Annotated in this window: 26 protein-coding genes and 4 pseudogenes; 21 read left to right on the forward strand and 9 right to left on the reverse strand. The window is 66.5% G+C overall.

Going from position 1 to position 26,829, the window contains the following annotated elements:
• Positions 1-227: 227 nt before the first annotated feature.
• A complete protein-coding gene (locus GO999_RS22480; RefSeq protein ID WP_011003342.1) occupies positions 228-374 on the reverse strand; it encodes a hypothetical protein in 147 nt (48 codons plus the stop codon).
• Positions 375-571: 197 nt separating this feature from the next.
• Here GO999_RS22480 and GO999_RS22485 point away from each other — a divergent pair, with 197 nt between their 5' ends.
• Positions 572-748, forward strand: coding sequence for a hypothetical protein (locus GO999_RS22485; RefSeq protein WP_021156136.1), 177 nt, complete (start codon positions 572-574; stop codon positions 746-748).
• A 678-nt stretch (positions 749-1,426) separates the two neighbouring features.
• Positions 1,427-2,188 carry a spherulation-specific family 4 protein gene (locus tag GO999_RS22490; protein WP_016722297.1) on the forward strand — a complete coding sequence of 254 codons (762 nt, stop codon included), beginning with the start codon at positions 1,427-1,429 and terminating at the stop codon, positions 2,186-2,188.
• A 283-nt stretch (positions 2,189-2,471) separates the two neighbouring features.
• Here the strand turns inward: GO999_RS22490 and GO999_RS22495 are convergent, their stop codons facing one another.
• Complete coding sequence (locus tag GO999_RS22495; protein ID WP_211907206.1) at positions 2,472-2,951, reverse strand: YbhB/YbcL family Raf kinase inhibitor-like protein; 480 nt, start codon at positions 2,949-2,951, stop codon at positions 2,472-2,474.
• A gap of 542 nt (positions 2,952-3,493) precedes the next feature.
• Here GO999_RS22495 and GO999_RS22500 point away from each other — a divergent pair.
• The 4 genes from GO999_RS22500 (at position 3,494) to GO999_RS22515 (ending at position 7,958) form a co-directional block, all read left to right on the forward strand.
• Positions 3,494-3,868 (forward strand): carbohydrate porin, encoded by a 375-nt coding sequence (locus GO999_RS22500; RefSeq protein ID WP_165592159.1) that lies wholly within the window; start codon positions 3,494-3,496, stop codon positions 3,866-3,868.
• A gap of 219 nt (positions 3,869-4,087) precedes the next feature.
• Positions 4,088-4,294 carry a hypothetical protein gene (locus GO999_RS22505; protein ID WP_019719769.1) on the forward strand — a complete coding sequence of 69 codons (207 nt, stop codon included), beginning with the start codon at positions 4,088-4,090 and terminating at the stop codon, positions 4,292-4,294.
• Positions 4,295-4,330: 36 nt separating this feature from the next.
• The gene (locus tag GO999_RS22510) at positions 4,331-5,974 is read left to right on the forward strand and encodes an Nramp family divalent metal transporter (RefSeq protein WP_211906901.1); all 1,644 of its coding nucleotides are present in this window, start codon (positions 4,331-4,333) and stop codon (positions 5,972-5,974) included.
• A gap of 415 nt (positions 5,975-6,389) precedes the next feature.
• Positions 6,390-7,958 (forward strand): leucine-rich repeat domain-containing protein, encoded by a 1,569-nt coding sequence (locus GO999_RS22515; RefSeq protein ID WP_211907207.1) that lies wholly within the window; start codon positions 6,390-6,392, stop codon positions 7,956-7,958.
• Between the two features lie 470 nt (positions 7,959-8,428).
• On the opposite strand, the gene GO999_RS22520 is transcribed toward GO999_RS22515, so the two are convergent.
• On the reverse strand, positions 8,429-8,716 hold the full coding sequence (locus GO999_RS22520; RefSeq protein ID WP_011003350.1) for an H-NS histone family protein: 288 nt from the start codon (positions 8,714-8,716) through the stop codon (positions 8,429-8,431).
• An 812-nt stretch (positions 8,717-9,528) separates the two neighbouring features.
• Here GO999_RS22520 and blaOXA point away from each other — a divergent pair.
• Complete coding sequence (gene blaOXA, locus GO999_RS22525; RefSeq protein ID WP_211906902.1) at positions 9,529-10,347, forward strand: class D beta-lactamase; 819 nt, start codon at positions 9,529-9,531, stop codon at positions 10,345-10,347.
• Between the two features lie 232 nt (positions 10,348-10,579).
• Here the strand turns inward: blaOXA and GO999_RS22530 are convergent, their stop codons facing one another.
• Positions 10,580-11,227: a DUF2076 domain-containing protein gene (locus GO999_RS22530; RefSeq protein ID WP_016722324.1), complete on the reverse strand. Its 648-nt coding sequence runs from the start codon at positions 11,225-11,227 to the stop codon at positions 10,580-10,582.
• Positions 11,228-11,348: 121 nt separating this feature from the next.
• Between GO999_RS22530 and GO999_RS22535 the strand changes: the two genes are divergently transcribed.
• The 12 genes and pseudogenes from GO999_RS22535 to GO999_RS22590 all read left to right on the forward strand — a co-directional run bounded on the left by GO999_RS22535 (position 11,349) and on the right by GO999_RS22590 (position 22,174).
• Positions 11,349-12,151 (forward strand): IS5-like element IS1421 family transposase gene (locus GO999_RS22535; protein WP_086004752.1). Its coding sequence is split into 2 segments (ribosomal slippage): positions 11,349-11,676 and positions 11,676-12,151, totalling 804 coding nucleotides; the frame shifts between segments, so codons are not numbered across the junction.
• 158 nt (positions 12,152-12,309) lie between these two features.
• Positions 12,310-14,667 carry a bifunctional salicylyl-CoA 5-hydroxylase/oxidoreductase gene (locus GO999_RS22540; RefSeq protein ID WP_211906903.1) on the forward strand — a complete coding sequence of 786 codons (2,358 nt, stop codon included), beginning with the start codon at positions 12,310-12,312 and terminating at the stop codon, positions 14,665-14,667.
• Between the two features lies 1 nt (position 14,668).
• Positions 14,669-15,442 (forward strand): SDR family NAD(P)-dependent oxidoreductase, encoded by a 774-nt coding sequence (locus tag GO999_RS22545; protein ID WP_011003354.1) that lies wholly within the window; start codon positions 14,669-14,671, stop codon positions 15,440-15,442.
• Complete coding sequence (locus tag GO999_RS22550; RefSeq protein WP_011003355.1) at positions 15,439-16,044, forward strand: MarR family winged helix-turn-helix transcriptional regulator; 606 nt, start codon at positions 15,439-15,441, stop codon at positions 16,042-16,044. Before GO999_RS22545 ends, GO999_RS22550 begins: the two co-directional genes overlap by 4 nt.
• Positions 16,041-16,892, forward strand: coding sequence for an enoyl-CoA hydratase family protein (locus GO999_RS22555; RefSeq protein WP_019719763.1), 852 nt, complete (start codon positions 16,041-16,043; stop codon positions 16,890-16,892). The genes GO999_RS22550 and GO999_RS22555 overlap by 4 nt, the downstream gene beginning before the upstream one ends.
• Position 16,893: 1 nt before the next feature.
• Complete coding sequence (locus tag GO999_RS22560) at positions 16,894-18,093, forward strand: acyl-CoA dehydrogenase family protein (protein WP_019719762.1); 1,200 nt, start codon at positions 16,894-16,896, stop codon at positions 18,091-18,093.
• A 26-nt stretch (positions 18,094-18,119) separates the two neighbouring features.
• Positions 18,120-19,739, forward strand: a complete 1,620-nt coding sequence (locus tag GO999_RS22565) for an AMP-binding protein (protein WP_211906904.1) — start codon at positions 18,120-18,122, stop codon at positions 19,737-19,739.
• Positions 19,736-20,146, forward strand: a complete 411-nt coding sequence (locus GO999_RS22570) for an acyl-CoA thioesterase (protein WP_016722332.1) — start codon at positions 19,736-19,738, stop codon at positions 20,144-20,146. The genes GO999_RS22565 and GO999_RS22570 overlap by 4 nt, the downstream gene beginning before the upstream one ends.
• Before the next feature lie 27 nt (positions 20,147-20,173).
• The gene (locus GO999_RS22575; RefSeq protein ID WP_016722333.1) at positions 20,174-20,566 is read left to right on the forward strand and encodes a RidA family protein; all 393 of its coding nucleotides are present in this window, start codon (positions 20,174-20,176) and stop codon (positions 20,564-20,566) included.
• Between the two features lie 13 nt (positions 20,567-20,579).
• A pseudogene (locus GO999_RS22580) lies at positions 20,580-20,711 on the forward strand (IS5/IS1182 family transposase); the annotation flags it as partial.
• 260 nt (positions 20,712-20,971) lie between these two features.
• Positions 20,972-21,263, forward strand: a pseudogene (locus tag GO999_RS22585) (IS5/IS1182 family transposase); the annotation flags it as partial.
• Between the two features lie 371 nt (positions 21,264-21,634).
• The gene (locus tag GO999_RS22590; protein ID WP_223259726.1) at positions 21,635-22,174 is read left to right on the forward strand and encodes a hypothetical protein; all 540 of its coding nucleotides are present in this window, start codon (positions 21,635-21,637) and stop codon (positions 22,172-22,174) included.
• Between the two features lie 330 nt (positions 22,175-22,504).
• Here the strand turns inward: GO999_RS22590 and GO999_RS22595 are convergent, their stop codons facing one another.
• On the reverse strand, positions 22,505-22,786 hold the full coding sequence (locus GO999_RS22595; protein ID WP_019719760.1) for a hypothetical protein: 282 nt from the start codon (positions 22,784-22,786) through the stop codon (positions 22,505-22,507).
• Positions 22,787-22,916: 130 nt separating this feature from the next.
• Positions 22,917-23,201, reverse strand: a complete 285-nt coding sequence (locus GO999_RS22600) for a hypothetical protein (RefSeq protein WP_011003391.1) — start codon at positions 23,199-23,201, stop codon at positions 22,917-22,919.
• 370 nt (positions 23,202-23,571) lie between these two features.
• Here GO999_RS22600 and GO999_RS22605 point away from each other — a divergent pair.
• Positions 23,572-23,723: pseudogene (locus tag GO999_RS22605) on the forward strand (IS5/IS1182 family transposase); the annotation flags it as partial.
• A 139-nt stretch (positions 23,724-23,862) separates the two neighbouring features.
• Entirely contained in the window at positions 23,863-24,558 is a 696-nt protein-coding gene (locus GO999_RS22610; RefSeq protein WP_226951834.1) for a hypothetical protein, read from the forward strand.
• A 104-nt stretch (positions 24,559-24,662) separates the two neighbouring features.
• Here GO999_RS22610 and GO999_RS22615 read toward each other — a convergent pair whose 3' ends face one another.
• From GO999_RS22615 to GO999_RS22625, 3 genes and pseudogenes are all read right to left on the reverse strand, one after another.
• Positions 24,663-25,976, reverse strand: coding sequence for an MFS family transporter (locus GO999_RS22615; protein WP_028861301.1), 1,314 nt, complete (start codon positions 25,974-25,976; stop codon positions 24,663-24,665).
• Positions 25,977-26,188: 212 nt separating this feature from the next.
• Positions 26,189-26,494, reverse strand: a complete 306-nt coding sequence (locus GO999_RS22620) for an addiction module antidote protein (RefSeq protein ID WP_019719757.1) — start codon at positions 26,492-26,494, stop codon at positions 26,189-26,191.
• Positions 26,491-26,797 (reverse strand): annotated as a pseudogene (locus GO999_RS22625) (type II toxin-antitoxin system RelE/ParE family toxin). Before GO999_RS22625 ends, GO999_RS22620 begins: the two are co-directional and overlap by 4 nt.
• Positions 26,798-26,829 lie beyond the last annotated feature (32 nt).

Below are 26,829 nucleotides of genomic sequence, written 5' to 3' on the forward strand. Positions count from 1 at the left end.
CTGCTGCAACGCGCAGGGCGGCGGAGTCATCTATCGGGAGGGGGCACGAGGTTCGGCCGCAGGTGCGGTGCCCGAGCTTGCATGGAGGGGGGTGTGATCGCGTCCCGGGAAGCGGGATGGAGCAGGTGCGTTCTGCCGCGTTCGATGGCCGCGGGATGGGCCGGGAGGGGCGTGGGGAAGGGCGGATTGCCGCACCGCATATTGCAGCGCGGCAACCCTGGGGGGACTTATCGGCCGGAGCGCTGGTACAGCTCAGCCATCCTGCCGCAGGCCTCGACATGCAGCTTCAGGGCGCGCTTGGCTTCACGGCGCACGATTTGCCAGAAACGGCTGAAACGGGAAGCGGGCGAGACACGGAGGGCGAGGGCTTTCATGGCAGCTCCTTTTTCGTAGAACCTAGGGAATACCCTGATGCTAGTCGCAATATTGCGATGCAGCAAATTTCGTTGCCGCAATGTCGCGGCGTCGCCACGTCTTCGTGCGTTGGAGGGGGTTGAGGATCACTTTTTGTTGGTGAACGTGCCTTGTCCTGTGTTGAGTCGCTTCACCGCGGCTGTCCTTGCGCGGCAGTGTGGCGCTCACGTTCGACCGCCTGGCCGATCAGGATGTCGTGGCGGCAGGTGACCGCGTTTTGCTGTTGCCGGTGGCGATGACGGTCGGCAGCCGATCGGCACGCAGCGCGTTGATCCTGGATTCGGTCTCGACCGCGTTCCCTGATGTGGCAGTGGTGCGCAGAGCAGGACGATGATCGGCATGCTGACCGCACGGGCGAGCGTTGTGCGCGATGTAGTGGATCGCCTTGCAGATTGTGCTGGTCGCCCTCGTTCTCTCGATCGCGCCCGGTATCGCGCATCCGTGCAGCCCGATGTCATCGGCGCGGCGTCCGTTTGCGCGAGGGCACGCATCCGCTCGCGCGAGACGCACGCAGATTCCCATTCCTGCAGGATGGGCAATCACGATGGCTTTTCATGTTCATGACGGCGAGGCATTCGCGCGAGACGCCTTGCAGGCCATTCAATGCGTCGTGCCTGCGATGTTGAGCGTTGGCGCGGGTCGGGGCGGCGCGCGGGTGTCTGGCGCCTGCGTGTTTTTGGACGGCGCTGCGGCGTCGGTTCGCGACAACGCTTTGCTGGTCCGAATGTGTCCTGCCCAGTCTTCGTTTGCCAGAAGGACAGCGACCCGTTAGAGTCTCTGCCAACTGCATCCTGTTGCACCTGCAGCGCTGGAGCGATCCGGTGACACGGGGCAAGAGGGGCCAGTTATCCGCCGATTCGATCATCGACGGCGGGCCAATTGACGGGCGCGAGCCATCGCGTCTGCGTCAGGAGGCACACACATAATGAAAAATAAATTTGTCGGGGGGCTTGTGCCTACACTCTCTGCTGCTCAAGCAGCATATCCGGTCGTTCGCGCTCGGCGCGCCTGCATGGCGCTGGCGCGTACTGTTCTTGTCGCGGCTGCGCTTGGCGGTGCCTCGCTTGCCAACGCGGAATCGCTTCTCGTACCTGCGTACATCTATCCGTCCGGCTCCGGCGGGGACGCGTGGACCACGCTCGCCACGACTGCGCAGAAGGTGGCCACGACCGTCATCCTCAATCCCAGCAGCGGCCCCGGCAGCGCGCAGGATGCCAACTACGTCGCGGCGATCGCGCAGATCCATGCGGCGGGCGGCAAGGTGATCGGCTATGTATCGAGTGCCTATGCGACCCGGTCGCTGTCGGCGGTGGTCCAGGACATCAGCACGTATCTGTCGTTCTACAGCGTCGACGGCTTCTTCATCGATGAGATGACCTCCGACAGCGATACGACGCATATTCAGTACTACCAGTCGGTCTACAACTACATCAAGGGGCTGTCGAGCGCGTACGCGGTGACGGGCAACCCGGGCACCGGCATCCCCGAGCTGTATGCGAGCCTGCCTGTGGCGGATCAGTTCGTCGTGTTCGAGAACAGCGCCGCGCAATACGCCAGCTATGCGCCGCAAGCATGGCAGGCGAGCTACCCGACGAGCCGGTTCGCCCATATCGTGTATGGCGCGGCCTCCGGGGGGCGGATGCTGTCGATCGTCCAGGGCGCGTCGGCCCTGGGGGCCGGCAGTGTGTACGTCACGCCCAAGAGCTTGCCGGACCCGTACTCGGTATTGCCCAAATACTGGAGCCAGGAAACCGCGGCCGCCGCCGCGAATTGACGCTGGGCCCTGCCGGCCGGTCCGAGCGGGCTGGCCGGCAGGGATGTCTCCGGGCTGAATAGGCCGCGCGGTCTGGCTGGCCCTGCCGCTGAGCGCGCGAAGCCTGTCCGTGGCAGCTGTCATGCGGCCGCGGATGATACGGTCACCGCGGTGCCGGATGCCGCGCGCAGTGCTGGATGGGCGTGACGAGCATGGCAAGGGCATGCCCCGCCTGCGGATTCGCTTACCACGCGGCGCCGCGCGAGGCATTGCTGCGCTGCCGCCGCGGGTGTCCCGGCGCGTCTCACCGTTTGTGCTTCTGGTAGGTCCCGACCAGTTCCGCCTGTGCCAGCACGTGGCCGTGCATGGCGCGCTCCAGCGCGGCCTTGTCCGGCGTGCCGAGATCCGGCAGTTCGGTATCCAGCGCGTACAGCTTGTGGAAATAGCGGTGGCGGCCGATCGGCGGACAGGGCCCGCCGTATCCGGTGCGCTGCCAGTCGTTGGTGCCCTCGCGCGTGCCGGATGGCAGGTGGCTGCGTGCGGCGTCTTCGGCCAGCGCCGCCGTGGCGGGCGGGATGTTGTAGAGCACCCAGTGCACCCAGGTCATGCGCGGGGCGGCGGGGTCCGGGGCATCCGGGTCGTCGACGATCAGGGCCAGGCTGCGGGTGCCCGCCGGCAGGCCGGTCCAGGCCAGGGGCGGCGAGGTATCCGTCCCCTCGCACGTGAGTCGGCCGGGCATCTCGGCACCCGCGGCGAAGGCAGGGGAAGTCAGGGTCAGCGTCATGGGCGGCCTCGTTTGTGGAGCAGCCGCGGTGGCGTACAGGGCGGCGAGCAGGATCGGCAGGAAACGGGTTCGGGGTGGCATGTCTTCATCCCTGTTGTCGCCCGGTGCCGGGACGGGCTGGGTCATCCTCAAGCCCCGGTTCCTTCAACGTAGTGTGCGGCGCCCGGCGCGGCAAGGCCGATCGGCCCGGCGCACCGGATCGCATGTCGCGCGGCGCCCACAAAAAACAGCTTGCGGCATCACGCGCGCGTTTGCTACGCTGCGCCCCGTCATCGTTCCGGAGTGATCTCCATGGACAGTTGTTCCAGTCGACCCTGGGTCGCACGTTGAACGGCTAGACAGTCCAGGCGCGCGGTATCTATCTATCGCCGCCTCACCACTGCCTGGCCGTCATGCACGGCAGGTCGTGGTTCTTGTGCGGGTTCTCCGCACGAGCCCTTTCCTGTATTCGAATTCGATGGTTTGACCGACACGCCCGGATGGCTGCGGCGCTTGCGCGCGCGTCCTGCGGGAGCCGCGGCCGGCTGGCGCCTGCGTCCTCCATGGAAGCGGGCGAGGGAGGGCTGATGCTGTTCTTGCCGATGCTGCAAGACGTCCGGGTGGCGGTGCGTCCACGGGGCCGGGTGCGCCCGCAACCATGCCGGCGGGCGGCGCTGCTTTCGTTGCACGCGCGGGGCGCCCGCGCCATGCCGGAGCCGGATCACCTGGCCTGCCGGGCGGCCGGCGGCAGCGGCGCGTTCCTGGGCGATGGCGCATTGAACCATGCCTACGCGCGCGCACTCGAATGGTTTTACAGCATGCAACCGGCGAAGGGCATCCTGCTCAGCCCCGATGTCCGGTTGATCCAGAACCCCGGCGACAACCGGGATCGCGGTCCGGCGAAATCCGTCGGCCTGCGTGTCCGTGCCGCGTTCTGACGCATTCGCAGGAGGACCCATATGGACAGTCCGAGTCGACCTGATCCACGACCTGATTCCCTCATCTAGGCAAGTCTGCCGCCCGGGTTCTTCCCGCCGCTGACTTGCCGCCCTGGCAAGGCAGCGGTGTCTTCATCGCTCCTTGATGTTCGTTGCCGGAAGGCTTCCGGCATGCGCCGCCCGCGCTCGACGCAAGCGCGTGGCGGCAAGGAGTGTCGCATGCGCAAATTCACGATGTCCGTCCGCCGTTTCTCGTCGGTGGTGCTGCCGTTCACCTCGCCCTTCATCCAGTCGCCGGCCGTGCCGCCGCGCGCGGCGGATCCGGCCGCCGATCGCGCCAGCCGGCAGGCCGGGGCAGGGCAGGCCATGACGCCGCACGACTATGCGCAGGCGGCCGTCCGAATGTCGCGCACGTACTGGTGGTAAGCCGTTTTCTCCGCATCCTTTTTTCAGGAGGTCGATATGACCCAGATCGCTTCAGGCATCGATGCACCACCACGTCGTGCCGCGCTGGACGATGCGCACGTCGGCGATATTCGCGGCGCGCTCGGCACCATCGCCCGGCATGACATCGGCCCGCGCCGAGGATGGCGTGCCCGTCTGCGCACGCTGCTCGCCATCCTGGGCCCAGGCCTCATCGTGATGGTGGGCGACAACGACGCCGGCGCCTTCGGCACGTACGCCCAGGCCGGGCAGAACTACGGCACCACGCTGCTGTGGACGCTGCTGCTGCTGATCCCGGTGCTGTACGTGAACCAGGAGATGGTGCTGCGGCTGGGCGCCGTCACGCGGGTCGGCCATGCGCGGCTGATCTTCGCGCGCTTCGGCCGGTTCTGGGGCAGCTTCTCCGTGATCGACCTGTTCCTGGTGAACGCGCTGACGCTGGTGACGGAGTTCATCGGCATCAGCCTCGCGCTGGCGTATCTCGGGATTCCGCGCCACTGGGGCGTGTGCGTGTCGGCTGCGCTGGTGCTGCTGGCCGCCGCCACGGGCGACTTCCGCCGCTTCGAGCGGTTCGCGCTGGCGCTGGTGGTGGGCAGCCTTGCGCTGATCCCGGTGCTGGCGATGGCGCATCCGCCGCTCGGGCAGATGGCGCGCGACTTTTTCGTGCCGGCGCTGCCCGCCGGTGCGCCGCTGTCGGAGGTGGTGCTGCTGATCATCGCGATTGTCGGGACGACGGTGGCGCCGTGGCAGTTGTTCTTCCAACAGAGCTACGTGATCGACAAGCGCATCACGCCGCGCTTCATCCGCTATGAGCGCGCCGACCTGTGGCTCGGCATCGTGCTGGCGGTGGCGGGCGCGGTGGCCATGATGGCTTTTAGCGCGCAGGCCTTCCACGGCACACCCGAGTTCGGCCGGTACACCGATGCGCTGGGCACCGCCGTCGGGCTGGAGCGGCATGCGGGCCGCTGGGCCGGCATCCTGTTCGCGATCGCGCTGCTGGATGCCAGCATCATCGGCGCATGCGCGGTGTCGCTGTCGACGGCGTATGCCATCGGCGACGTGCTGGCGGTGCGCCACTCGCTGCATCGCAAGCCGACCGAGGCCAGGTGCTTCTACGCCGTCTACTTCGGCCTCACGCTGCTGGCGGCCGGGCTGGTGCTGACGCCGGGCGTGCCGCTGGGGCTGCTGACCAGCGCGGTGCAATCGCTGGCGGGCGTGCTGCTGCCGAGCGCCACGGTGTTCCTGCTGCTGCTGTGCAACGACAAGGCCGTGCTCGGTCCGTGGACCAACTCCCGCCTGACCAACCTGTTCACGGGCACGGTGGTGGCGGTACTGGTGATGCTGTCGGTGATCCTGACGGCCGCGGTGCTGTTCCCCGGCATCGGCATGGTGGAGATCGTGGCCGTACTGGCCGGCGGGTCCCTGATCGCGGCCGTGGTGTCGCTGGCGCTGTGGCGCATCGAACGCCGCGCGAACCATGGCATCGCGCGGCGCCGGATCAGCGTGCTGGACCGCACCCGGTGGACCATGCCGCCGCTGGAGCAACTGACCGCCGCCCGGCTCACGCCGCTCAAGCGGACCTGGATGCTCGTGCTGCGCGGCTATCTCGTGATTGCCGCCGGCCTGGTGCTGGTGCGCATCGCCGGGCTGGTGGCGGGGTGAGGGCGTGCCGTTTGCATGCGTGCGTGGCTGCCGGACGGTCGCCGGGCGGCACGCATTCGGTTCGCTACGGATTGCATCGCTTCGTTTCAGGCGATGGCCGACCAGCATCTGTTGCCTACGCTGCGCGCTTTCATTTTTTGGATTGCACGCAGAAAACGCGATGGGAAATGGTTTTTCAGTGAATCGGCACGGCCCGGTCGTGCCCCAGGATGTCGGCCCGCGGTCGGCTTCAGCGGACGTGGATACGCCTGCCGCAAGTCCGGCGCATCCGGCCAGAACCGCTTCCGGTCCGTTGCTGGGGCTCCGGTCCGCGCAGGCGCAGCACGTCGTTGCGGCGGCTTCCGGTCAGGCGGCCGATGGCGAGATCGGGCCAGCAATCGGGGCGCCGGATCGTTTGCCGGAGCCACGGACGGAAATGGCTCCGCCATCCATGCGGGTCGAGCAGCACCTCCCCGCGGTGGCCGGCGATGAAGCCTCGCGCACCGATGCCGAGCCGCTGAGCGGGGCGCGGAAGCTTCCGCCGGAGATGTGGACAGTGATCGCCCATCGCGATCCGGTTGCGCAGCAGCGGCTGCGCGTGGTCAGCCGTACGACGAGGGCCGCGGCGGAAGTCGGCATCCGGCAATTGATCGTCAAGACCCCGGAGGGCCTCGCGGCGGTCAAGCGCCCAGGCAGCTATCCGAACCTGCGCGAGCTGACCCTCGTCGGCAATTTCTGGGGCAATGACCTGATAGGACTGCCTGCCACGCTGCGCGAGCTGGACCTGAGCGGGTGTAGCGGCCTCAGGGTGACGGGGCTCGATCCGCTGCTTGCGCTGCCGCTGGATCGGCTGAATGTCGGCGGATGCCGGCTGGGTGCCGAGGGCGCGCGGCAACTGGCGAACCATCCGACGCTGACCTCGCTCGACATGCGCGGGAACCAGATCGGCGACGAGGGGGCGACCTACCTGGCCGGCAACCCCAGGCTGACTGTGCTCGATGTCGGCGACAACCGGATCGGCGATCCGGGCGTGATCGCACTGGCCCGCAACACCGTGCTCGCCTCGCTCCATCTTGACGGCAACACGTTCGGCCTGGATGGCATCCGCGCACTGGCCAAGAGCGCCACGCTGACCACGCTGAACGTCGGCAAGAACCGGATCGGACCCGAGGGCGCGGAGGCGCTGGCCGAGCATGCCGCCCTCACGACGCTGTTGATCGAAGAGAACGCCATCGGGGATCGGGGTGCGCAGCGGCTGGCCGCCAACAAGATCCTCACCACGCTGAATGTGCGCAACAACGGCATCGGCCCTGACGGTGGACTGGCGCTGGCCGCGAGCACATCGATCGTCTCGCTTGCCATCGGCCACAACCGCATCGGGAGCGGGGCCGTGCTGGCGCTGGCTGCCAACAGGAAGCTGACCTCGCTTGATGTCGAATACACCGAGATCAGCGCCGTGGCGGATGCGGCCGATGCGCAGGCTGCCGCGGCGGCTGCTGCGGCGGCGGTTGCCGAGGTCGCTTCGGCGCTGGCTGCCAGCACCTCGCTCGTCCACCTCAACGTAGGGACGAACGGTCTTGGCGACGAAGGCGCACGGCGGCTGGCCGCCAGCAAGACGATCAAGACGCTGAACATCAGCTACAACAAGATCCGTCTCGATGGCGCGCTGGCGTTGGCCGCCAACAGAATGATCGCCTCGCTCGATCTGGCCGGGAACGTCATCGGGACGCCAGGTGTAAAGGCGCTGGCCGCCAACACGGCGCTTGCCACGCTGAATCTCCGCCAATCCCAGATCGAGCCCGAGGGGGTGGTGGCATTGGCGGCCAACAAGACGCTCGCCTCGTTGGACGTGGGTGCCAACAAGCTGGACCCCGACAGCTTGCGCATGCTGCTCACGCAGATGAACCTGGCCGTGCTCGATGCCACCTTCAGTGGCTGCGAACCGGGCGCCGGAGCCGAGCTGATGGCGCTGGCGGCCCGTATCGGCGTGACGCTGCGGATTTGAGGGGTGCCAGGGCATCCTCGCAATCGGTGCGACGAGGGTGTCGCCGGCGGCGCGATGCGCGCGCCATAGCCCAGCAGATCCGGGGTATGAACGGCGATGCCGGGCAGCCGGGCGGTCAGCCCGAAGCCATGCAGCGGACCGAACAGCCCGTGAATCATGAGCAGCGGCGTGTCGTGTCGCATGGGGGGCTTCCCACGAAGCGTTATCCGGATGCCGGATTGCGCATGGAGGGTGGGAGACGCTGACGCAGCGGTCGTGCGGCGGTGAGGGGATTGGTCGAATTCAGCGTGGCGCGGACGTCCCGGCCACGGGGCGGGTGTCTCTTGTCGCGCCCGGGAGGCAGCTCGGCGTGGGCCGTCCGGTGGGCGGCTGCATGCGCCGAGGGGTCACCGCCGTGGAGGCGCACAGGTCGGGAAACCGGACCGACCGGTATGCCCCCGGGATGGCGGCGGCGACTGGGGCGGGAGGGATCAGGCGATCAGGAATTTGTCGCGGTTCTTGCCGATCCAGGCAGGTGCGCGGCCGCGGCCGGACCACGTGGCGCCGGTCTTCGGATCGCGGTACTTGGGCGCCACGGTGGATTTGGGACCGCGCTTGCCGCGCTTCGGTGCGAGGCCGATGTCTTCGGCGGTCAGGCCGTATTCCTGCACGATCTGCCGCACGCGCTCGGTGACCTCGTTCAGTTCTTTCTGGCGGGCGGTTTCGAGTTGCTCGTCGAGTTTTGCCTTCTGGGCAAGCAGTTCTTTGTAGGTTGCCATGTGGTTCTTCCGGAAAGATCGTTGTTGTGGGAATAACCGGGCCAAGCGTTGGTTGCCACTTGCGGCAAAAGATCACCGTGAATCGCGCCGACCCGGAGGTCTGAATTTTAATACCATTAGCGAAAATCTGAGCGAATTCGCGCACATAAAGTTGGATAGCCGATGGCCGATTTCACGTTTTTTTCAAATTCGCGGGTCGCCGGGCGCTTTCAATTTGCCTCCGATAGGGAATTCCGCCGTCGTCCTGCTGTGCCCATCAAAAGGTGATCGGTGGCGCTGAACCCGCACGGGAATTGGCTCGCTCAAGCAGCGCAATCCATGTTGGCCCGATGCCGTTGCTGAAACGCATTGCCTTGGTTTTTCCGCTCCCCATACGGTCTTGGGAATCGGCTGGCGATCAGTACGGCATTCCCCGATCGTTCCGGATGCGTTGCAAAGTCTTCGTTGCCGCCGCGCATCCGTTTGGCGATTGGCGTCTTGAAGCGATTCGCCCTTCTGCCCGTGGTGTTATCCAACCACGCCGCTTCGGTGGTCGGCCATCAACTTGAAACGGGTTGTCCGTGCGTTTGCCGGCATTCAACCGAATGCAATCCGGAAGATTGATTGTCTGCTGATCCACTGCGCGCATGGCCCGAATTGCCGGCCGCCGCAAACATGGATTGCCCGCGCGACGTTTGCATTCCGCGGGTATGGATGACGTGGCGGGGGTTGCGTCATGTTCCGTCGACCGCGCGGGGTATGCTGTCGCGCAGCTGTCGGGTCGCGGCGGGTTGGCCGGGCCGGACGTATGGCTACTCCGAGGAGATCGATCCATGAAGAACCTTCGCCTGAGCGCGGCGGGCGCGCTGCTGGCCGCATTGGCATCGTTTGCGCACGCCGGGCCGCTTTGCACGCTGGTGGCCGATGCCGCAACCGGTCGGCCCATCGTGCGGGAGGGGCAGTGCGGCGAGCGTGTCACGCCGGCCTCCACCTTCAAGATTGCGCTGAGCCTGATGGGCTATGACGCCGGCGTCCTCCGGGACGCGCACGCGCCGACGCTGGCGTTCAAGCCGGGCGATCCGGACTGGGGCGGTGAGGCATGGCATGCGCCGGCCGATCCGGCGCGGTGGATGCAGTATTCGGTGGTGTGGTATTCGCAGCGGATCACGCATGCGCTCGGCGCCGAGCGCTTCCGGTCGTACGTGCGGCAGTTCGATTACGGCAACCAGGACGTGGCCGGCGATCCCGGCCACGACAACGGCCTGGACCGCGCGTGGATCCTCTCGTCGCTGAGGATCTCGCCCGAGGAGCAGGTCGGCTTTCTGCGCAGGCTGGTCAACCGGCAGCTGCCGGTATCGGCGCGTGCGTTCGATATGACGGCGCGCCTCACCGAGGTGGCGCGGCTGCCCGGCGGCTGGGTCGTGCATGGCAAGACCGGCGCCGGTGCGCCGGGCACCTTATCGCCGGACGGCACCTGGGATCAGGCGCACGCCTATGGCTGGTTCGTCGGCTGGGTCACCAACGGGACGAAGACGTACGTATTCGCCCACCTGCTGCAGGACGCGCGGATCGAGCCGCGTCCGGCTGGCGTGCGGGCCCGCGAAGCGGTGCTCGATCGGCTGCCGGCGCTGCTGCCGGGCGATGCCGGCTGAGGCGCCGAAGCCCGCGTGGCGCGCGCATCGGCCAAAAAAAACCCGGCGAAGGGGAGCCGGGCGAATGGGATACGAGGTCTGCGTAATCACGATACAAAAGCGTCGCGCCCGGATTGAAAACAATTCCAAAGAGGTGTCCCGATTGGAGGCGACGCTCTAACAATCCGGGGCGATCAAGCGGCCGCCCCGTTTGCGGCTGCGCCTGCCGTCGGGGCCGGTTGGCCGGGGGCGATCAGAACATCGACGGATCGTCGTCGGCGAAGTTGCCGTCGTCGAGGCTGGTGTCCAGCAGGCTGTCGTCGCGCGAGGCCGTGTCGGTGCGGAGCGCGGGCGCGTCATGGTCGTCGTAGTAGTTGTTGATGACCGTGGTCTCGGTCGGCAGCATCCCCATGGCCGGCTGGCCGAGGAAGCCGGTTCCGCTGTTGTGGCGGAACAGGCTCTCGATGCCCTGGAACAGGAAGGCGCCGCCCGCGACGCCGGCGGCCGTGGTGGCGATGCTGCCGAGCGTGCTGCGCACGCCGTCGCCCAGGAAGCCGGAGCGGGATGGCTGCACTGCCGGCACCACGGGTGCGGAGGCCATCGCCGGGGGCGGAGCGCTGCCGGCGTGCTGGCCCCAGGTGCCTGCCGGGTCAAGGAAGGCGCCGGAGCCGGTGGCCTGCGCCGTCTGCAGCCGGGTTTGCAGTTGGGCGATCTGCGTCTTGGCGCCGGCCAATGCCTGGTCAAGCAGCATGGCGCGCTGCACCAGCAGGTAGGCGGCGTCCGGCTGCCTGGCGACGGCCTCGGCGATGCGGGCTTCGGCCTGCGGGTCCTTCGTGCCGGCCTGGGCCTGCGTCAGTTGGGCGAGGAAGCTCTCCAGCGCTTGCAGCTCTTGCGGGGTCATGGCGTGTCTGATCCGGGTGGTGTGCGACGGAGCCAGAGTAGGAAGCGAGGCTTAAGCGGGCATTAAGTGCCGCTAACAAAACCAAGTCATCGAACGCAGGTGGTTGAGCGTTGTTGTTGGCATGGCACGAAAGAAGATCAGCAATGAACTGTGGAAGGCATTGCAACCGCTGCTGCCGGTTGTGGAGCCTTCGACCAAAGGCGGTCGTCCGCGCGTGGATGATCGGGCGGCGCTCAACGGCATCCTGTTTGTTCTGCATACCGGTATCCCGTGGGAAGACCTGCCTAAAGAACTGGGCTTTGGCAGCGGCATGACGTGCTGGCGTCGCCTGCGGGAGTGGCAGGCCAACGGCGTTTGGGAGCGGCTGCATTTGGCTCTGCTCAAGCGCCTACGCGAACACGACCAGATTGACTGGAGCCGAGCCAGTGTCGACGGTGCAACGGTGGCCAGCCCCCGGGGGGCGAGCAGACGGGGCCGAATCCAACAGATCGCGGCAAGCTCGGTAGCAAGCGCCATCTCGTCGTAGATCGGCGCGGCGTGCCGTTGGCGCTGATGGTCACCGGTGCCAATCGTCACGACTCGGTGGTGTTCGAGGTGCTCGTTGACGCCATCCCGAGCGTGCCAGGACTCGATGGCCGCCCGCGATGCCGCCCCGACAAGCTTCACGCGGATAAGGGATACGACTTCGCGCGATGCCGCCGGCATCTGCGCAAGCGGGGCATGACTCCCCGGATCGCTCGCCGTGGCATCGAGAAGAACGACCGGCTCGGCAAGCATCGCTGGGTGGTCGAACGCACCCATGCCTGGCTTGCTGGATTCGGCAAGTTGCGCATTCGTTTCGAGCGTTCTCTTCAGACTCACCTCGCTTTGCTCACCCTGGCTTGCGCCGTCATCTGCGGACGATTTGTTGATCGGTTTTGTTAGCGACTCTAAGGCCGGGCCCGCGCTGTGTAACCGTGCGTAACCCGGTGCCTTCGGTTCGCGCTGTCAGCGGTGTGAGCCCCGGGGCGCCTCCCTGCTTAATTGCTTTACAACTAAACTATTTATGACTAATGTAATCGGGCATCATCCGTGGAGCCCACATGAAGATTGTCTGTATCGGCGGCGGCCCGGCCGGCCTGTATTTCGCCCTGCTGATGAAGCGGCAGGATCCGTCGCACGACATCACGGTGGTCGAGCGCAACCGGCCATACGACACCTTCGGCTGGGGCGTGGTCTTCTCTGACCAGACGCTGGGCCACCTGCAGCGCGCGGACCCCGAGAGCGCCGCGCAGATCCTCGATGCGTTCAACCACTGGGATGACATCGAGGTCCACATCCGCGGCCAGGTGGTGCGCTCCGGCGGCCACGGTTTCTGCGGCATCGGCCGCAAGCGGCTGCTGAACATCCTGCAGGCGCGCTGCGAGGCGGTGGGCGTCAAGCTGGTCTTCGAGACCGATGTGCAGGACGATGGGGCCTATGCCGACGCCGATCTCATCATCGCCAGCGACGGCCTGAACAGCCGCATCCGCGCCAAGTACGCCGCCACCTACCAGCCCGACATCGACACGCGCCGCTGCCGCTTCGTCTGGCTCGGCACGCACAAGCTGTTCGAGGCGTTCACCTTCGCCTTCGAGCAGACCGAGCATGGCTGGTTCCAGGCGCACGCCTACCGCTTCGATGCCGATACCTCCACCTTCATCGTCGAGACGCCCGAAGAGGTCTGGCGCAAGGCCGGGCTGGAGACGATGGAGAAGGACGAGGCCATCGCCTTCTGCGAGCGCCTGTTCGCCAAGTACCTGGATGGCCACAAGCTGATGTCGAACGCGGCCCATCTGCGCGGCTCGGCGCAGTGGATCCGCTTTCCGCGCGTGGTGTGCCGGCGCTGGGTGCACGACAGCGGGCGCGCGCCGGTGGTGCTGATGGGCGATGCCGCGCACACGGCGCATTTCTCGATCGGCTCGGGCACCAAGCTGGCGCTGGAAGATGCGATCGAACTCGCGCGCTGCATCGGCGAGCAGCCCGCCGACCTGCGAGCCGCGCTCGAACACTACGAAGCGGTGCGCAGCGTGGAAGTGCTGCGCATCCAGAACGCCGCGCGCAATTCGACCGAGTGGTTCGAGAACGTCGCGCGCTATGCCACCCTGCCGACCGAGCAGTTCGCCTACTCGCTGCTCACGCGCAGCCAGCGCATCAGCCACGAGAACCTGCGCCAGCGCGACCGTGCCTATCTCGAATCGTTCGAGGACTGGATCGCGGGCCAGGCCGGCGCGCCGCGCGCCCCCGACCGCGCCCCGGTGCCGCCGATGTTCACGCCGTTCACGGTGCGCGGCCTGACGCTGAAGAACCGCGTGGTGGTCTCGCCGATGGCCCAGTACTCGTGCCGGGACGGCCTGCCCGCCGACTACCACCTCGTGCACCTGGGCGCGCGCGCCATGGGTGGCGCCGGGCTGGTGATGGCGGAGATGACCTGCGTGTCGCCCGATGCGCGCATCACGCCCGGCTGCCCCGGCCTGTGGAACGCCGAGCAGCGCGACGGCTGGGCGCGCATCGTCCGGTTCGTGCACGACCACAGCGAGGCCAGGCTCGGCATCCAGCTCGGCCATGCGGGCGCCAAGGGCTCGACGCGCGTGGCGTGGGAGGGCATCGACCTGCCGCTGCCCGATGGCAACTGGCCGCTGATCTCCGCCTCGCCGCAGCAGTATCTGGACGGCGTGAGCCAGTGGTCCCGCGCCATGACGCGCGACGACATGGACCGCGTGCGCGACGATTTCGTCCGCGCGGCCCGGCTGGCGATGGAGGCCGGCTTCGACTGGCTGGAGCTGCACTGCGCGCACGGCTATCTGCTGTCGTCGTTCATCTCGCCGCTGACCAACCTGCGCAGCGACGCATACGGCGGCGCGCTGAAGAACCGCCTGCGCTATCCGCTCGAAGTGTTCCGCGCCGTGCGGGCCGTGTGGCCGGCGGACCGGCCGATGTCGGTGCGCATCTCCGCGCACGACTGGGTGCAGGGCGGCATCACGCCGGACGACGCGGTCGAGATCGCGCGCCTGTTCAAAGCCGCGGGTGCCGACATGATCGACTGCTCGTCGGGCCAGGTCAGCAAGAAGGAGCAGCCGGTGTACGGCCGCATGTACCAGACGCCGTTCGCCGACCGCGTGCGCAACGAGGCGGGCATCGCCACCATCGCCGTGGGCGCCATCTCCGAGGCGGACCACGTCAACAGCATCATCGCCGCCGGCCGTGCCGACCTGTGTGCCGTGGCGCGTCCGCACCTGGCCAACCCGGCCTGGACGCTGAACGAGGCCGCGCGCATCGGCTACCTCGACATGCCGTGGCCCCGGCAATACCGCGCCGGCAAGCTGCAGCTCGAACGCAACCTCGAGCGCGAGCGGGCGCTGGCCGCGCAGGCGGCGGGGCTGTCGCCGCTGGAGCAGGCCAACCGCATGCAGGGGGTCTGACATGGCGACGCTGGCAGGACACCATGCCGTCGTGACCGGCGCGGGCCGGGGCATCGGCGCGGCGATCGCATCGCGCCTGGCCGCCGACGGCGCCGCGCTGACCCTGATGGGGCGCAACGCCGCCGTGCTCGAAGCCACCGCCGCGACGCTGCCCGCCGCCGCCCGCGCGCAGGTGGTGACGTGCGACGTCGCGGATGCGGCGAGCGTGGCGCAGGCCTTTGCGTCGGCGCGCGCGGGGCGCGGCCCGGTGTCGATCCTGGTCAACAACGCGGGCCAGGCCGAGAGCGCGCCGTTCGGCAAGACCACGCTGGAGCACTGGCAGCGCATGCTGGCCGTCAACCTGACCGGCACCTTCCTGTGCACGCAGGCCGCGCTGGCCGATGTGCAGGCCTGCGGCCGCGGCCGCATCGTCAACGTGGCGAGCACGGCGGGGCTGCGCGGCTACGCCTATGTGTCGGCCTACGCGGCGGCCAAGCACGGCGTGATCGGCCTGACGCGCTCGCTGGCGCTGGAGCTGGCCGCGCGCGGCGTGACCGTCAACGCCGTCTGCCCCGGCTACACCGATACCGACATCGTGCGCGAGAGCATCGACCGCATCGTCGCCCGCACCGGCCGCAGCGCCGAGCAAGCGCGCGCCGAGCTGGTCAGGGGCAATCCGCAGGGCCGGCTGGTGACGCCGGAAGAAGTGGCCGACGCCGTGGCGTGGCTCTGCTCGGGCGGCGCGGCGTCGATCAATGGGCAGGCCATTTCGGTCTCGGGTGGGGAGGTCATGTGAGCCGGCCCCGCAAGACCGCCCTGGCCGCGCGCGCCACCGGCCACCACAAGGTGGTGCAGGCCCTCGGCGATGCGCGCATCGGCCTGGAGGCCCGCGCCCACGTCGACGACCACATGGACGTGAAGATCTGGCTGCGCCTGCTGGCCTGCAGCACGCAGATCGAACAGCAGATCCGCCAGCGCCTGCGCGCGCGCTTCAACACCACGCTGCCGCGCTTCGACTACCTGGCCCAGCTCGAGCGCCATCCGGACGGCCTGCGCATGAGCGTGCTGTCGCGCTACCTGATGGTGACCGGCGGCAACGTGACCGGCCTGACCGACCAGCTGGAGAAGGAGGGGCTTGTCAAACGCGAGGCGGATCCGGATGATCGCCGCTCTTTTCGCGTGCGGCTGACCCCGGCGGGCCGCGGCCATTTCGCCACGATGGCCGCCGAGCACGAGCGCTGGCTGATCGGGATGTTCGACGGCCTGGGCGCCGCGAACAAGGACGCGCTGTATGCGCAGCTGGGCAGCCTGCGCGTGCACCTGGCGCGGCGCGAGACCGAACTGAGCGAGCCCGACGCCCTCGACGAACCCGTTTCTTCAACCCGATCCCGACCATGACCGACTGCATCGACCCGGCCCTGCTGGCCGGCAACCGCCGCCCGCTGGCGGGCTACCAGGCCACGCACTTCCTGTGGCGCGTGCAGGGCAGCGTGGCCACCGTCACGCTCAACCGGCCCGAGCGCAAGAACCCGCTGACCTTCGATTCGTACGCCGAGCTGCGCGACCTGTTCCACCAGCTCAAGTGGGCGGACGACGTCAAGGCCGTCGTGCTGGCCGGCGCCGGCGACAACTTCTGCTCCGGCGGCGACGTGCACGAGATCATCGGCCCGCTGGTGCAACTCAAGGCGCCCGAACTGCTGATGTTCACGCGCATGACCGGCGAGCTCGTCAAGGCCATGCGCGCCTGCCCGCAGCCCATCGTCGCCGCCGTGGACGGCGTGTGCGCGGGCGCGGGCGCGATCCTGGCGATGGCCTCCGACCTGCGCCTGGGCACCGCGCGCAGCAAGACGGCATTCCTCTTCAACCGCGTCGGCCTGGCCGGCTGCGACATGGGCGCGTGCGCGATGCTGCCGCGCATCATCGGCCAGGGCCGCGCGAGCGAGCTGCTCTACACCGGCCGCGCCATGCGCGGCGAGGAGGGCGAGCGCTGGGGCTTCTTCAACCGCCTGTGCGAGCCGGCCGAGGTGCTGGGCGAGGCGCAGGCGCTGGCCGCCGACCTGGCCGCCGGCCCGACCTTCGCCAACGGCATCACCAAGACCATGCTGCACCAGGAATGGACCATGACGATCGAGCAGGCGCTGGAGGCCGAAGCCCACGCCCAGGCGCTCTGCATGCTGACCGAGGATTTCTCGCGCGCGTACCACGCGTTCGTCGCCAGGCAGACACCGGTGTTCGAGGGCAACTGACATGAGCGACCTGGACTACCTGCAGTGGCCCTTCTTCGATGACCGGCATCGCGGCCTGGCGGCCGAGCTCGATGCCTGGGCAGCCGAACACATTCCGCACGGCCACGGCGCCGACGTCGATGCCGAATGCCGCGCGCTGGTGCGCCTGCTCGGCCAGGCCGGCTGGCTGCGCCACGCGGTGGGCGGCACCGCGCATGGCGGCGCCGCCGAGGCCATCGACACGCGCGCCATCTGCCTGATCCGCGAGACGCTGGCGCGCCACTCGGGCCTGGCCGATTTCGCGTTCGCGATGCAGGGGCTGGGCTCCGGCGCGATCTCGCTGCACGGCACGCCGGCGCAGCGCGCGCGCTACCTGGCGAAGGTGGCGCGCGGCGAGGCCATCGCCGCGTTCGCGCTGTCCGAGCCCGAGGCCGGCTCCGACGTGGCCGCCATGGCGTGCGCCGCGCGCGCGGACGGCGACAGCTACGTGCTCGACGGCGAGAAGACGTGGATCTCCAACGGCGGCATCGCCGATTTCTACGTCGTCTTCGCCCGCACCGGCGAGGCGCCGGGCGCGCGCGGCATCAGCGCGTTCATCGTCGAGGCGGGCACGCCGGGCTTCGAGATCGCCGAGCGCATCGACGTGATCGCGCCGCATCCGCTGGCGCGCCTGCGCTTCACCGATTGCCGCATCCCGGCCGGCCAGCGCGTGGGCGCGGCCGGCGAGGGCTTCAAGGTGGCGATGCGCACGCTGGACGTGTTCCGCACCTCGGTGGCCGCCGCCGCGCTCGGCTTCGCGCGCCGCGCGCTGGACGAAGCGCTGGCGCGCGCCACCACCCGCAAGATGTTCAACGGCGTGCTGGCCGACTTCCAGCTCACGCAGGCCAAGCTCGCGCAGATGGCCACCGCCATCGACAGCGCCGCGCTGCTGACCTACCGCGCCGCGTGGCAGCGCGACCAGGGCCGCAGCGTCACGCGCGAGGCCGCCATGGCCAAGATGACCGCCACCGAGAACGCCCAGCAGGTGATCGACGCCGCCGTGCAGATGTGGGGCGGCCTGGGCGTGGTCAGCGAGCAGCCGGTCGAGCGCCTGTACCGCGAGATCCGCGCGCTGCGCATCTACGAAGGCGCGACCGAGGTGCAGCAGCTCATCATCGCGCGCGACCTGCTGCGCCATGCGGCCCAGGGCACGGCCCCGGCTGCGGCCGCCACCGCGTCTTGACCCCCGCCCGCGACGGAGAGCCCGCCATGCCCAGCGCCCACCTCGACACCTTCGCCCGCGACCGCCTGCCGCCGCCGGCGCTCCAGCCGGTCTACCGCTTCGATCTGCCGGCGCTGCGGTTCCCGCCCCAGCTCAATTGCGCGACTGAACTGCTGGACCGGCGCGTTGCCGGCGGCGAGGGCGACCGCCTGTGCATCCAGGCGCCGGGCGGCTTGCGCTGGCGCTACGCCGATCTGCTCGAACATGCCAACCGCTTGGCCAACGTGCTCGTCCGGGACATGGGCGTGGTGCCCGGCAACCGCGTGCTGCTGCGCGCGCCCAACAACCCGATGCTGGCGGCCTGCTGGTTCGCGGTGATGAAGGTGGGCGCGATCGCCGTGACCACCATGCCGCTGCTGCGCGCCAAGGAGCTCGGGCAGATCCTGGCCAAGGGCGAGATCGGCTTCGCCCTGTGCGATGCGCGGCTGGCCGACGAGCTGCGCGCCGCCGCCGATCAGGTGGCCATGCCGGTGCGCATCCGCTGCTTCAACGACGCCTCGCCCGACGGCCTGGAAGTGGCGATGGCGCGCCAGAGCGCCACCTTTACCAACGTCGACACGGCGGCCGACGACACCTGCCTGCTGGCCTTCACCTCGGGCACCACCGGCGTGCCCAAGGCGACCATGCACTTCCACCGCGACGTGATGGCGATCTGCGCCTGCTGGCCGCCGCACGTGCTGCGCCCGCGTCCGGACGACATCTTCATCGGCAGCCCGCCGATGGCGTTCACCTTCGGGCTGGGCGGCCTGCTGCTGTTTCCGATGAGCGTGGGGGCGTCGACGGTGCTGCTGGAGAAGGCTTCGCCCAACGACCTGGTGGACGGCATCCGCGCTTTCGGCGCCACTGTGCTGTTCACCGCGCCGACCACCTACCGCAGCATCGCCGCGCGCGGGGACGAGCTGCGCGCCACGCCGCTGCGCCGCTGCGTCTCCGCCGGCGAGGCGCTGCCCGCCGCCACACGCGCGCGGTGGAAGCAGGCCACCGGCATCGAACTGATCGACGGCATTGGCGCGACCGAGATGCTGCATATCTTCATCTCCGCCGCCGACGGCGACGTGCGCCCCGGCGCCACCGGCAAGCCGGTGCCCGGCTATGTCGCCCGCGTGGTGGATGAGCACGGCAACACGGTGCCACCCGGCACGGTCGGCCGGCTCGCGGTGCAGGGCCCGACCGGCTGCCGCTACCTGGCCGACGAGCGTCAGCGCAACTACGTGAAAGACGGCTGGAACCTGACCGGCGACGCCTACGTGATGGACGAGGACGGCTATTTCCACTACCACTCGCGCACCGACGACATGATCGTCTCGTCGGGCTACAACATCGCCTCGCCCGAGGTGGAGGACGCGCTGATGCAGCATCCGGCCGTGGCCGAGTGCGGTGTGATCGGCGTGCCGGACGCGGAGCGCGGACAGATCGTCAAGGCTTTCGTCGTGCTGCACCCGGGCCACGAACCCGGGCCGGCGATGGTCAAGGCGCTGCAGGACTTCGTCAAGCAGACCGTGGCCCCGTACAAGTACCCGCGCGCCATCGAGTTCTGCACGAGCCTGCCGCGCAGCGAAGTCGGCAAGCTGCTGCGCTATCGGCTGCGCGAGGGCAAGCCGTCATGACGGCGCACTTCGAGCGCGCCGCGCGCATCCGCTTCGGCCACTGCGATCCGGCCGGCATCGTGTATTTCCCGCAATACCTGGTGCTGTTCAACGGCTTGGTCGAGGATTGGTTTACCGACGGCCTGGGCATCTCGTACGCCGACATGCTCGGCCCGCGCCGCATCGGGCTGCCGATCGTCAAGCTGCACTGCGAATTCAGCGCCATCAGCCGCATGGGCGATGACGTGCAGCTCAAGCTGCGGCTGGAGCGGCTGGGCAATGCGTCGCTATCGCTGGCCCTGGACTGCTGGGCCGGCGAGCAGCAACGCGTGCGCTCGCAGCAGGTGCTGGTGTTCACCGATCTCAATACGCATCGTGCCATTGCGGTGCCGCCGGATGTGCGGCAGGCGCTGGCCGCGTGCGCCTGATCACGACAACAACCAGGGAACAGATCCATGCAGGTGCTTCTTCCTCCCGGCTGGCCGCGCCCGAAGGGCTATGCCAACGGCGTGTCCGCGCGCGGACGCATGATTTTCGTGGCCGGCATGATCGGCTGGGACGCGCAAGGCGTGTTCCACACCGACGACCTGGCCGGCCAGGTGCGCCAGGCGCTGCGGAACATCGTCGAGGTCCTCGCCGAGGGCGGCGCCGAGCCCGGGCACATCGTGCGCATGACCTGGTACGTGACCGACAAGCAGGCCTACATCGCAGCCTATGCGGAGATCGGCCAGGCCTTCCGCGAGCTGATCGGCAGCTTCAGCATCGCCATGACGGCGGTGGAAGTGTCGGCGCTGGTGGAGGACCGCGCCAAGGTGGAGATCGAGGTGACGGCGGTGGTGCCGGATTGAGGCGAAATGGCGGCAAGAAACAGGCCCGAACGCAACGGGTCGAGGCAAGCTTGGCAGCAAGCGGCGCCTTGTCGTAGACGCCCAAGGTCGTCCACTGACAGTCACGGTGACGAGCGCGAACAGGCACGATTCGATGGCGTTCGAATCCATGCGGGCTCAATCGGTCGATGCAACGTATTGATGGGATCGTTCCGCCGGCGCATCTGCGGTAACGCTGACCTAAAACATCCAACCCCTCAATTTCGCTGGAGCGAGATCCTGAATGGTCCGTGCATCGAGGCATCGCAGGAAGGCGATAAGTGTATCGGCCGTTGGCCAGTGGCGCGTCGGTGGATGCTTCCAGTCGGAACTGACATTCGAGGTTCCCGCCATGGAGGGCAAGAGAGCACAGGGAGGACATTGCGCTACCGGGGCGTAACGGTCGAGGGCGTGAAGATCGACCACCCGGGCCTGCGGCGTGGCATCACGCGCGGCTTGCGCGATGATCGGGCGGAGCAGCGCAATCGAACCCGACATCGGTCATATGAAGGCCGACGGCAAGCTCGATCGGAATTGGCTCAAGGGCGCCCTGGGTGATGCGATGCACAGCGGTGCTGGCCACAACCAGCGCATGATCCTCCGGAAGCTGCGGCTTCTTTACGCCCTTGTTCTGGTTGTCCTGTTGAACTGCTGCGGCCCTGCCATGGCGATGGCATGAGGCCGAGTGGCGGGAAGAACGAATTGTTCAGAGCCGACCTTCGAGCATGATGTTTCTTCGTCGTTCATGTGGGAAACATCAAGGCGGATCGCCCTGGAAGTACCCAGAATCTTGCTATGCCAACGGTGAATCCGATAATTAGCAAGATCAAATTCATTCCATTTCTCAAAATTTTAACTTCCAGAAATAATATCAAGGTAGCCTTCCTTGGCGGACCCGGGCCGACAATCAATTCAGGCATTCCCCGCAAGGAAATGTGATTTGTATCACTGTGCAATATTCACGTGATGCCTGGCGCGATGCTGTATCCGCTTTACCGAAAGCGGCTCTTACTTAGCAATCCGTAGCAAATCAACCTGGAGAAATTAACCATGAGCACTGCGATTGTCAGATCCGTGTCTTCTGCTGCAGTCGTATCACTCTGCATGTGGATGGCCCCTATTCAGTCTGCGCATGCAGAAACGGCATCGCTCACCTGCCAAGGTACGGAGGTCGTGCAGTACAATCCGCCGCTGACTTTCGTACCCACATCTATTACCGCAACCGTGCAAGACAGCTATGCTCCTTGCACCGGTTCCCCGGCCACCCTATCCAGCGGCAGCACCACCATCAGCGACACGGTCGTCCGCTCTTGCGATGTCCTGACCAACTCCGCCACGAAACCGAATTACACCGTGCGCTGGAGCGATGGCACGACTAGCGAGATCTACACGCAAAACGTCGTTGTCCAGCGCCCGGTCGGCGAGGTCGTCCGAATCGAGTCCGGAGCTGTGGTCAGCGGCCGCTTCACGGGGGCCAACACGCTCCGGACCGTGACGTTATTGCAAAGCGACGTCCAAGCCTGCATGACCACGGGCGTGTCTTCTGTGGGTGGTCCCGTCGTACTGCAGATTACCGGCCCCGCGACCTAACCGCGAAGCAGTACGACGCATCGGCTCCTTCGGCTGGATGACGGAGCCGATTCATGTCTGTTGGCGCCGAAACGGTTCCCTCGGCTCACTGCACGGGCAAAGGGTTCAACTCGTACGTGCCGCTTCGTATCAGTGGAAATGCGTGCCCCGCCAGGGCACCGCTATTTCGGTCCGCGCTACAGCGGTTCAATTGCATCGCGGATCAGAGCGACGACCACGATGGCACATTCGCCTTTAGCGGCATACCGCACAGGTGCAATGCAAGCGGACACTTTCGCTAAGCCAGTGAAAGTGTCGCCTGCTATTTCGCGCCGCCCATGCGGGTCGATCTCAGGCCGTTCTCCAATCGCCACCGTCCGGCCCGCCGGTCAAGACAATCACGTCGGACTCCTGGTGCCTCAATGTATGTTTGATCGTGGCGGTCCAGGTATGGGGTTCCTCTACCGGATAGTGGGCGAGCACTTTAAGAGTCGAGCCAATCGATAAGGTCCCCAAAGCGAATTTCTTGGTCTCGTCCGCTTTGACCGGGCCATCGGTGATGGGGCCGAACGGACTGTAGATAGCAATCAACACGTCCCTGTCGGTTCTGTTTTCAACGGAGATGCTGGACATTTTTTTCCCGTTCTGGTGATTGCGTTCAAATGGAACAGATTCTCATCAAATGCGAGCAATAAAAAGCAGGCTATTACCTTCGGTGTCAACGAAGGTAGCGCCTGCTACTGCATGCACACGCTGGTCGATTTCAGGGTGTCTGCCAATATCCGCCGTCAGGCCCGCCGATCAAGTCGATCGAGTCGAAATCCGTGTGCCTCAGCGTTTGCTTTGTCGTGGTGGCCCAGGAATGGGGTTCCTTTACAGGATATTCGGCGAGCAGTTTATAAGTCGAACCTATTGCCCAGGCGCCCTTGTTGAAGGTCCAAGTCTCGCCCGACTTGACCGGGCCGTAGCTTATGATGGTGCCGAACGGTTCGTAGATGGTAATCCACACTTCCTTGTCGGTTTTGTTTGTAACAGCGTAGCCGGCCATATTTGATCTCCTGTTTAAGTGAGAACTTCCCCGTAAAACATGCTCTCGAAAAATTTGAGGCAGCAAGAAAATAAAGAAAGTGATTAAGATGAATATTATTTTCTTAATGGAGGGAAGTATATTTGCGTGGGTCGATTCCATCTGTAGCACAAACGCGCTACATCCTGGCGCCCCCATCCGCTCTTGGGTCGGGCGGGGTAGAAGAATTCAGCACAAGACAACGTCCACAAAGAATTTCTATGTCGCGCCGATCGATAGGCATTAACCTCAAAAAATCTCAAAAACAGTGAGAGCCCGTTTGTGAATTCCCCTAGCCTGTGGTGTAAAGGCGAGATGTAGAAAAAAAGAACATCGAGAACGCTAGGCGAAGCTGGCTCGCAAAACCGAGCGTTACCCCAGTGACATGACGGACGTCGAATGGGCCGCTGTGCAACCGCTGCCGCCACGCGCTGCCGTGCGAGAGGTCGGCGCCGGGAGTGCGACGTGCGGGAGGTGGTCATCGCGCTGCGCTATTCACTGCGAGGTGTGAGGCTTTATGCTCTCTATTCGGGCACCAGGAGTGGGCGGTAGAGGTACTGCGCCGACAGGGTCTGTATGTCCGCTTCTGGCTGCGGATTCAACTGATGCTTCGGCCACTCAACCCTGATCAAAAGAGATATCTGTGACTCGCTATGCTGGTAAGACTGCCATGTTGCGCAATATGATTGTTGCGACGACCGCAGCCATCATCTTTCCTCTCCCTACATTTGCCGCTGAATTCACCTTCCCTCCGGGTAGCTCTGTCACCGGGCGCTCCGTCACACAGTTGTCGACAGAGTGGTGGCAGTGGGCAATGTCGATTCCGCAGGAAACAAGTCCGTTACGCGATTCGACAGGCGCAAACTGCGGGACTGCACAGCAGGGCGCCGTCTGGTTCCTTGCGGGGGGCTTTGGGTCATCAAAAATCAGAAGAACCTGTGTTGTTCCCGCCAACAAGCCCCTGTTTTTTCCGGTAGTCAATATGCTGTACTACCCTGCCAAGGGAAATGACACGTATACGTGCGGAGAGGCAAAGGCGGCGGCGGCGCTCAACAATGAATCCGCAATCGATCTGTTTGTGGAGCTAAATGGCGTAGCGCTTCAAGATGTCAAAAGATATCGCGTCGCCAGCGACAAGTGTTTTGACATTTTCGAACGTATCCAACCGGAGCTGCATCCCTACAAGGCTTACCCATCTGCATCCGACGGATACTGGATTCTTCTCAAACCACTCCAACGTGGGCGCTACACGCTCAAGTTTGGCGGTCGATACAATCGAGAGTCATCCGCCTACGGTCATATGGTCCAGGACATTGAGTACGAACTCATTGCTCAGTGACGGTGATTTAGACGCGATGTTGGTACAGCCTTTTTTGGCCGCCGTTAGCGCTCCGCCGCGAAGCGGAGCGCCGTCCGGGCCACGCCGTCAGGCCCGCAGCGCCATCACGGCTCGTGCCGCAGATACCCTTCCTTGCTCGGATCGGGCATCGTGTACGACACGATCAGCGATACGGCGCACAGGGCGGTGACGTACCAGTAGAACGTCGATTCGCGGCCGGCCGACTTGAACCACAGCGCGACGTATTCCGCCGAGCCGCCGAACACCGCATTGGCGATGGCGTACGACAGGCCCACGCCCATCGCGCGCACCTCCGGCGGGAACATCTCGGCCTTGATCAGGCCGCTGATCGAGGTATAAAAGCTGACGATGGCCAGCGCCGCGGTGATGAGGCCGAACGCCGCGTACGGGTTCGTCACGCTGCCCAGCGCACGCATCAGCGGCACCGTGAACAGCACCGCGCCCACCCCGAACAGGATCATCGACATGCGGCGGCCGATGCGGTCGGACAGCGCGCCGAACACCGGCTGCAGCGCCATGTAGACGAACAGCGCCGCCGTCATCACGTTGGAGGCGGTCTTGGTGTTCATCCCGGCCGTGTTGACCAGGTACTTCTGCATGTACGTGGTGAACGTGTAGAAGATCAGCGAGCCGCCGGCGGTGAAGCCGATCACGCGCAGGAAGGCGCCCTTGTGCTGCCATGCGCCGCGGATCGTGCCGGCGTGCTTGGCTTCGCGCGACGCGGTGCTCTGGGTCTCGTCGAGCGAGCGGCGCAGATAGAGCGAGACGAGCGCCGACAGCGCGCCCACCACGAACGGAATGCGCCAGCCCCAGGCCTTGAGCTCCGCGGTGGACAGCACCTGCTGCAAGATCACCAGCACCAGCAGCGCGCACAGTTGGCCGCCGATCAGCGTGACGTACTGGAACGACGCGAAGAAGCCGCGGCGCCCCTTGAGCGCCACCTCGCTCATGTAGGTGGCGCTGGTGCCGTACTCGCCGCCGACCGACAGCCCCTGGAACAGCCGCGCCACCAGCAGCAGGAACGGCGCCAGCGCCCCGATTTGCGCATAGGTGGGCAACACCGCGATGACCAGCGAGCCGCCGCACATCATCAGCACCGAGATCATCATCGCGTTGCGGCGGCCGTGCCGGTCGGCAATGCGGCCGAACAGCCAGCCGCCGATCGGCCGCATCAGGAAGCCTGCCGCGAACACGCCCGCGGTGTTCATCAGCTGCGTGGTCGTGTTGCCGCTCGGGAAGAACGCCGGCGCGAAGTACAGCGAGCAGAACGCGTAGACGTAGAAATCGAACCACTCGACCAGATTGCCAGACGATGCCCCGACGATCGCGAAGATGCGGCGCCGGGTGTCATGCGGGGCCATCACGGCTTGAGACGCTTGGGCTGCGGGGGTGCTCATGGACGGGCCTGTGGGTGGGGTTCTCGGGAGGCGCGCGGCCCTGCGGACAGCGTGCCCTGTCGCCAACGATTGTAGCGAGCGGCGAGCGGTCGCACCGCCCTGGATTGTCCCGATGCCGGGTGCCGGGCGTTGTGCTTTCCGGCCGCCCGAGCGGTGCTCCGGACGGGCACGGCGTCACGCAGAAACGGGTACGCCCCCGGGCCCACCGGCCATCAGGTCGGCACGGCGTGCAGCCGGATGCCGAGCGCCCGGATGACCTTCAGCACGGTCGCAAAGCTCGGATTGCCGCCCTCGGAAAGCGCCTTGTACAGCCCCTCGCGGGTCATCCCGGTCTCGCGGGCGAGCTGCGTCATGCCGCGCGAGCGCGCGACCACGCCCAGCGCATGCGTGATGAAGGCGGGGTTATCTCCGGCTTCTTCCAGGCAGGCGTCGAGGTAGGCGGCGATGTCCGCTTCGGTCCGGAGGTGTTCGGCCGAATCCCACAGCCGGGTCTTGATGGTGCGTTGGGCCATCGTCATTCCATGTCGTCCACGTCGAGACGGCGGGACAGGTCAATTGCGCGACGGATATCGGTTTCCTGCGTCGACTTGTCGCCGCCGCAGAGCAGTACGATCAGGACCACGCCATGCCGCACGAAGTACAAGCGGTCGCCCGGCCCATGATCGATCCGCAGCTCACGGATGCCGTCGCGGACCGCTTTCATGTTGCCTGGGTGGCCCATCTGCAGGCGGTCGATGCGCACCTGGATGCGGCGTTGCGCAGCCTTGTCGCGGAGGCTGCAAAACCAGTCCGAAGATTTCGGTCGTGCGGATCGTCAGCATGCTGGCATGCTAGTGCCCGCAAGTCTGCGCTG

The organism is Ralstonia nicotianae (assembly GCF_018243235.1).
Classification (GTDB): domain Bacteria; phylum Pseudomonadota; class Gammaproteobacteria; order Burkholderiales; family Burkholderiaceae; genus Ralstonia; species Ralstonia nicotianae.

Bases quoted from the DNA above. Each gene is read 5' to 3' on its own strand.
- GO999_RS22480 (WP_011003342.1), bottom strand. From the start codon at position 374: ATGAAAGCCCTCGCCCTCCGTGTCTCGCCCGCTTCCCGTTTCAGCCGT.
- GO999_RS22490 (WP_016722297.1), top strand. From the start codon at position 1,427: ATGGCGCTGGCGCGTACTGTTCTTGTCGCGGCTGCGCTTGGCGGTGCC.
- GO999_RS22495 (WP_211907206.1), bottom strand. From the start codon at position 2,951: ATGACGCTGACCCTGACTTCCCCTGCCTTCGCCGCGGGTGCCGAGATG.
- GO999_RS22500 (WP_165592159.1), top strand. From the start codon at position 3,494: ATGGAAGCGGGCGAGGGAGGGCTGATGCTGTTCTTGCCGATGCTGCAA.
- GO999_RS22505 (WP_019719769.1), top strand. From the start codon at position 4,088: ATGCGCAAATTCACGATGTCCGTCCGCCGTTTCTCGTCGGTGGTGCTG.
- GO999_RS22510 (WP_211906901.1), top strand. From the start codon at position 4,331: ATGACCCAGATCGCTTCAGGCATCGATGCACCACCACGTCGTGCCGCG.
- GO999_RS22515 (WP_211907207.1), top strand. From the start codon at position 6,390: ATGGCTCCGCCATCCATGCGGGTCGAGCAGCACCTCCCCGCGGTGGCC.
- GO999_RS22520 (WP_011003350.1), bottom strand. From the start codon at position 8,716: ATGGCAACCTACAAAGAACTGCTTGCCCAGAAGGCAAAACTCGACGAG.
- blaOXA (WP_211906902.1), top strand. From the start codon at position 9,529: ATGAAGAACCTTCGCCTGAGCGCGGCGGGCGCGCTGCTGGCCGCATTG.
- GO999_RS22530 (WP_016722324.1), bottom strand. From the start codon at position 11,227: ATGACCCCGCAAGAGCTGCAAGCGCTGGAGAGCTTCCTCGCCCAACTG.
- GO999_RS22540 (WP_211906903.1), top strand. From the start codon at position 12,310: ATGAAGATTGTCTGTATCGGCGGCGGCCCGGCCGGCCTGTATTTCGCC.
- GO999_RS22545 (WP_011003354.1), top strand. From the start codon at position 14,669: ATGGCGACGCTGGCAGGACACCATGCCGTCGTGACCGGCGCGGGCCGG.
- GO999_RS22555 (WP_019719763.1), top strand. From the start codon at position 16,041: ATGACCGACTGCATCGACCCGGCCCTGCTGGCCGGCAACCGCCGCCCG.
- GO999_RS22560 (WP_019719762.1), top strand. From the start codon at position 16,894: ATGAGCGACCTGGACTACCTGCAGTGGCCCTTCTTCGATGACCGGCAT.
- GO999_RS22565 (WP_211906904.1), top strand. From the start codon at position 18,120: ATGCCCAGCGCCCACCTCGACACCTTCGCCCGCGACCGCCTGCCGCCG.
- GO999_RS22570 (WP_016722332.1), top strand. From the start codon at position 19,736: ATGACGGCGCACTTCGAGCGCGCCGCGCGCATCCGCTTCGGCCACTGC.
- GO999_RS22575 (WP_016722333.1), top strand. From the start codon at position 20,174: ATGCAGGTGCTTCTTCCTCCCGGCTGGCCGCGCCCGAAGGGCTATGCC.
- GO999_RS22590 (WP_223259726.1), top strand. From the start codon at position 21,635: ATGAGCACTGCGATTGTCAGATCCGTGTCTTCTGCTGCAGTCGTATCA.
- GO999_RS22595 (WP_019719760.1), bottom strand. From the start codon at position 22,786: ATGTCCAGCATCTCCGTTGAAAACAGAACCGACAGGGACGTGTTGATT.
- GO999_RS22600 (WP_011003391.1), bottom strand. From the start codon at position 23,201: ATGGCCGGCTACGCTGTTACAAACAAAACCGACAAGGAAGTGTGGATT.
- GO999_RS22615 (WP_028861301.1), bottom strand. From the start codon at position 25,976: ATGAGCACCCCCGCAGCCCAAGCGTCTCAAGCCGTGATGGCCCCGCAT.
- GO999_RS22620 (WP_019719757.1), bottom strand. From the start codon at position 26,494: ATGACGATGGCCCAACGCACCATCAAGACCCGGCTGTGGGATTCGGCC.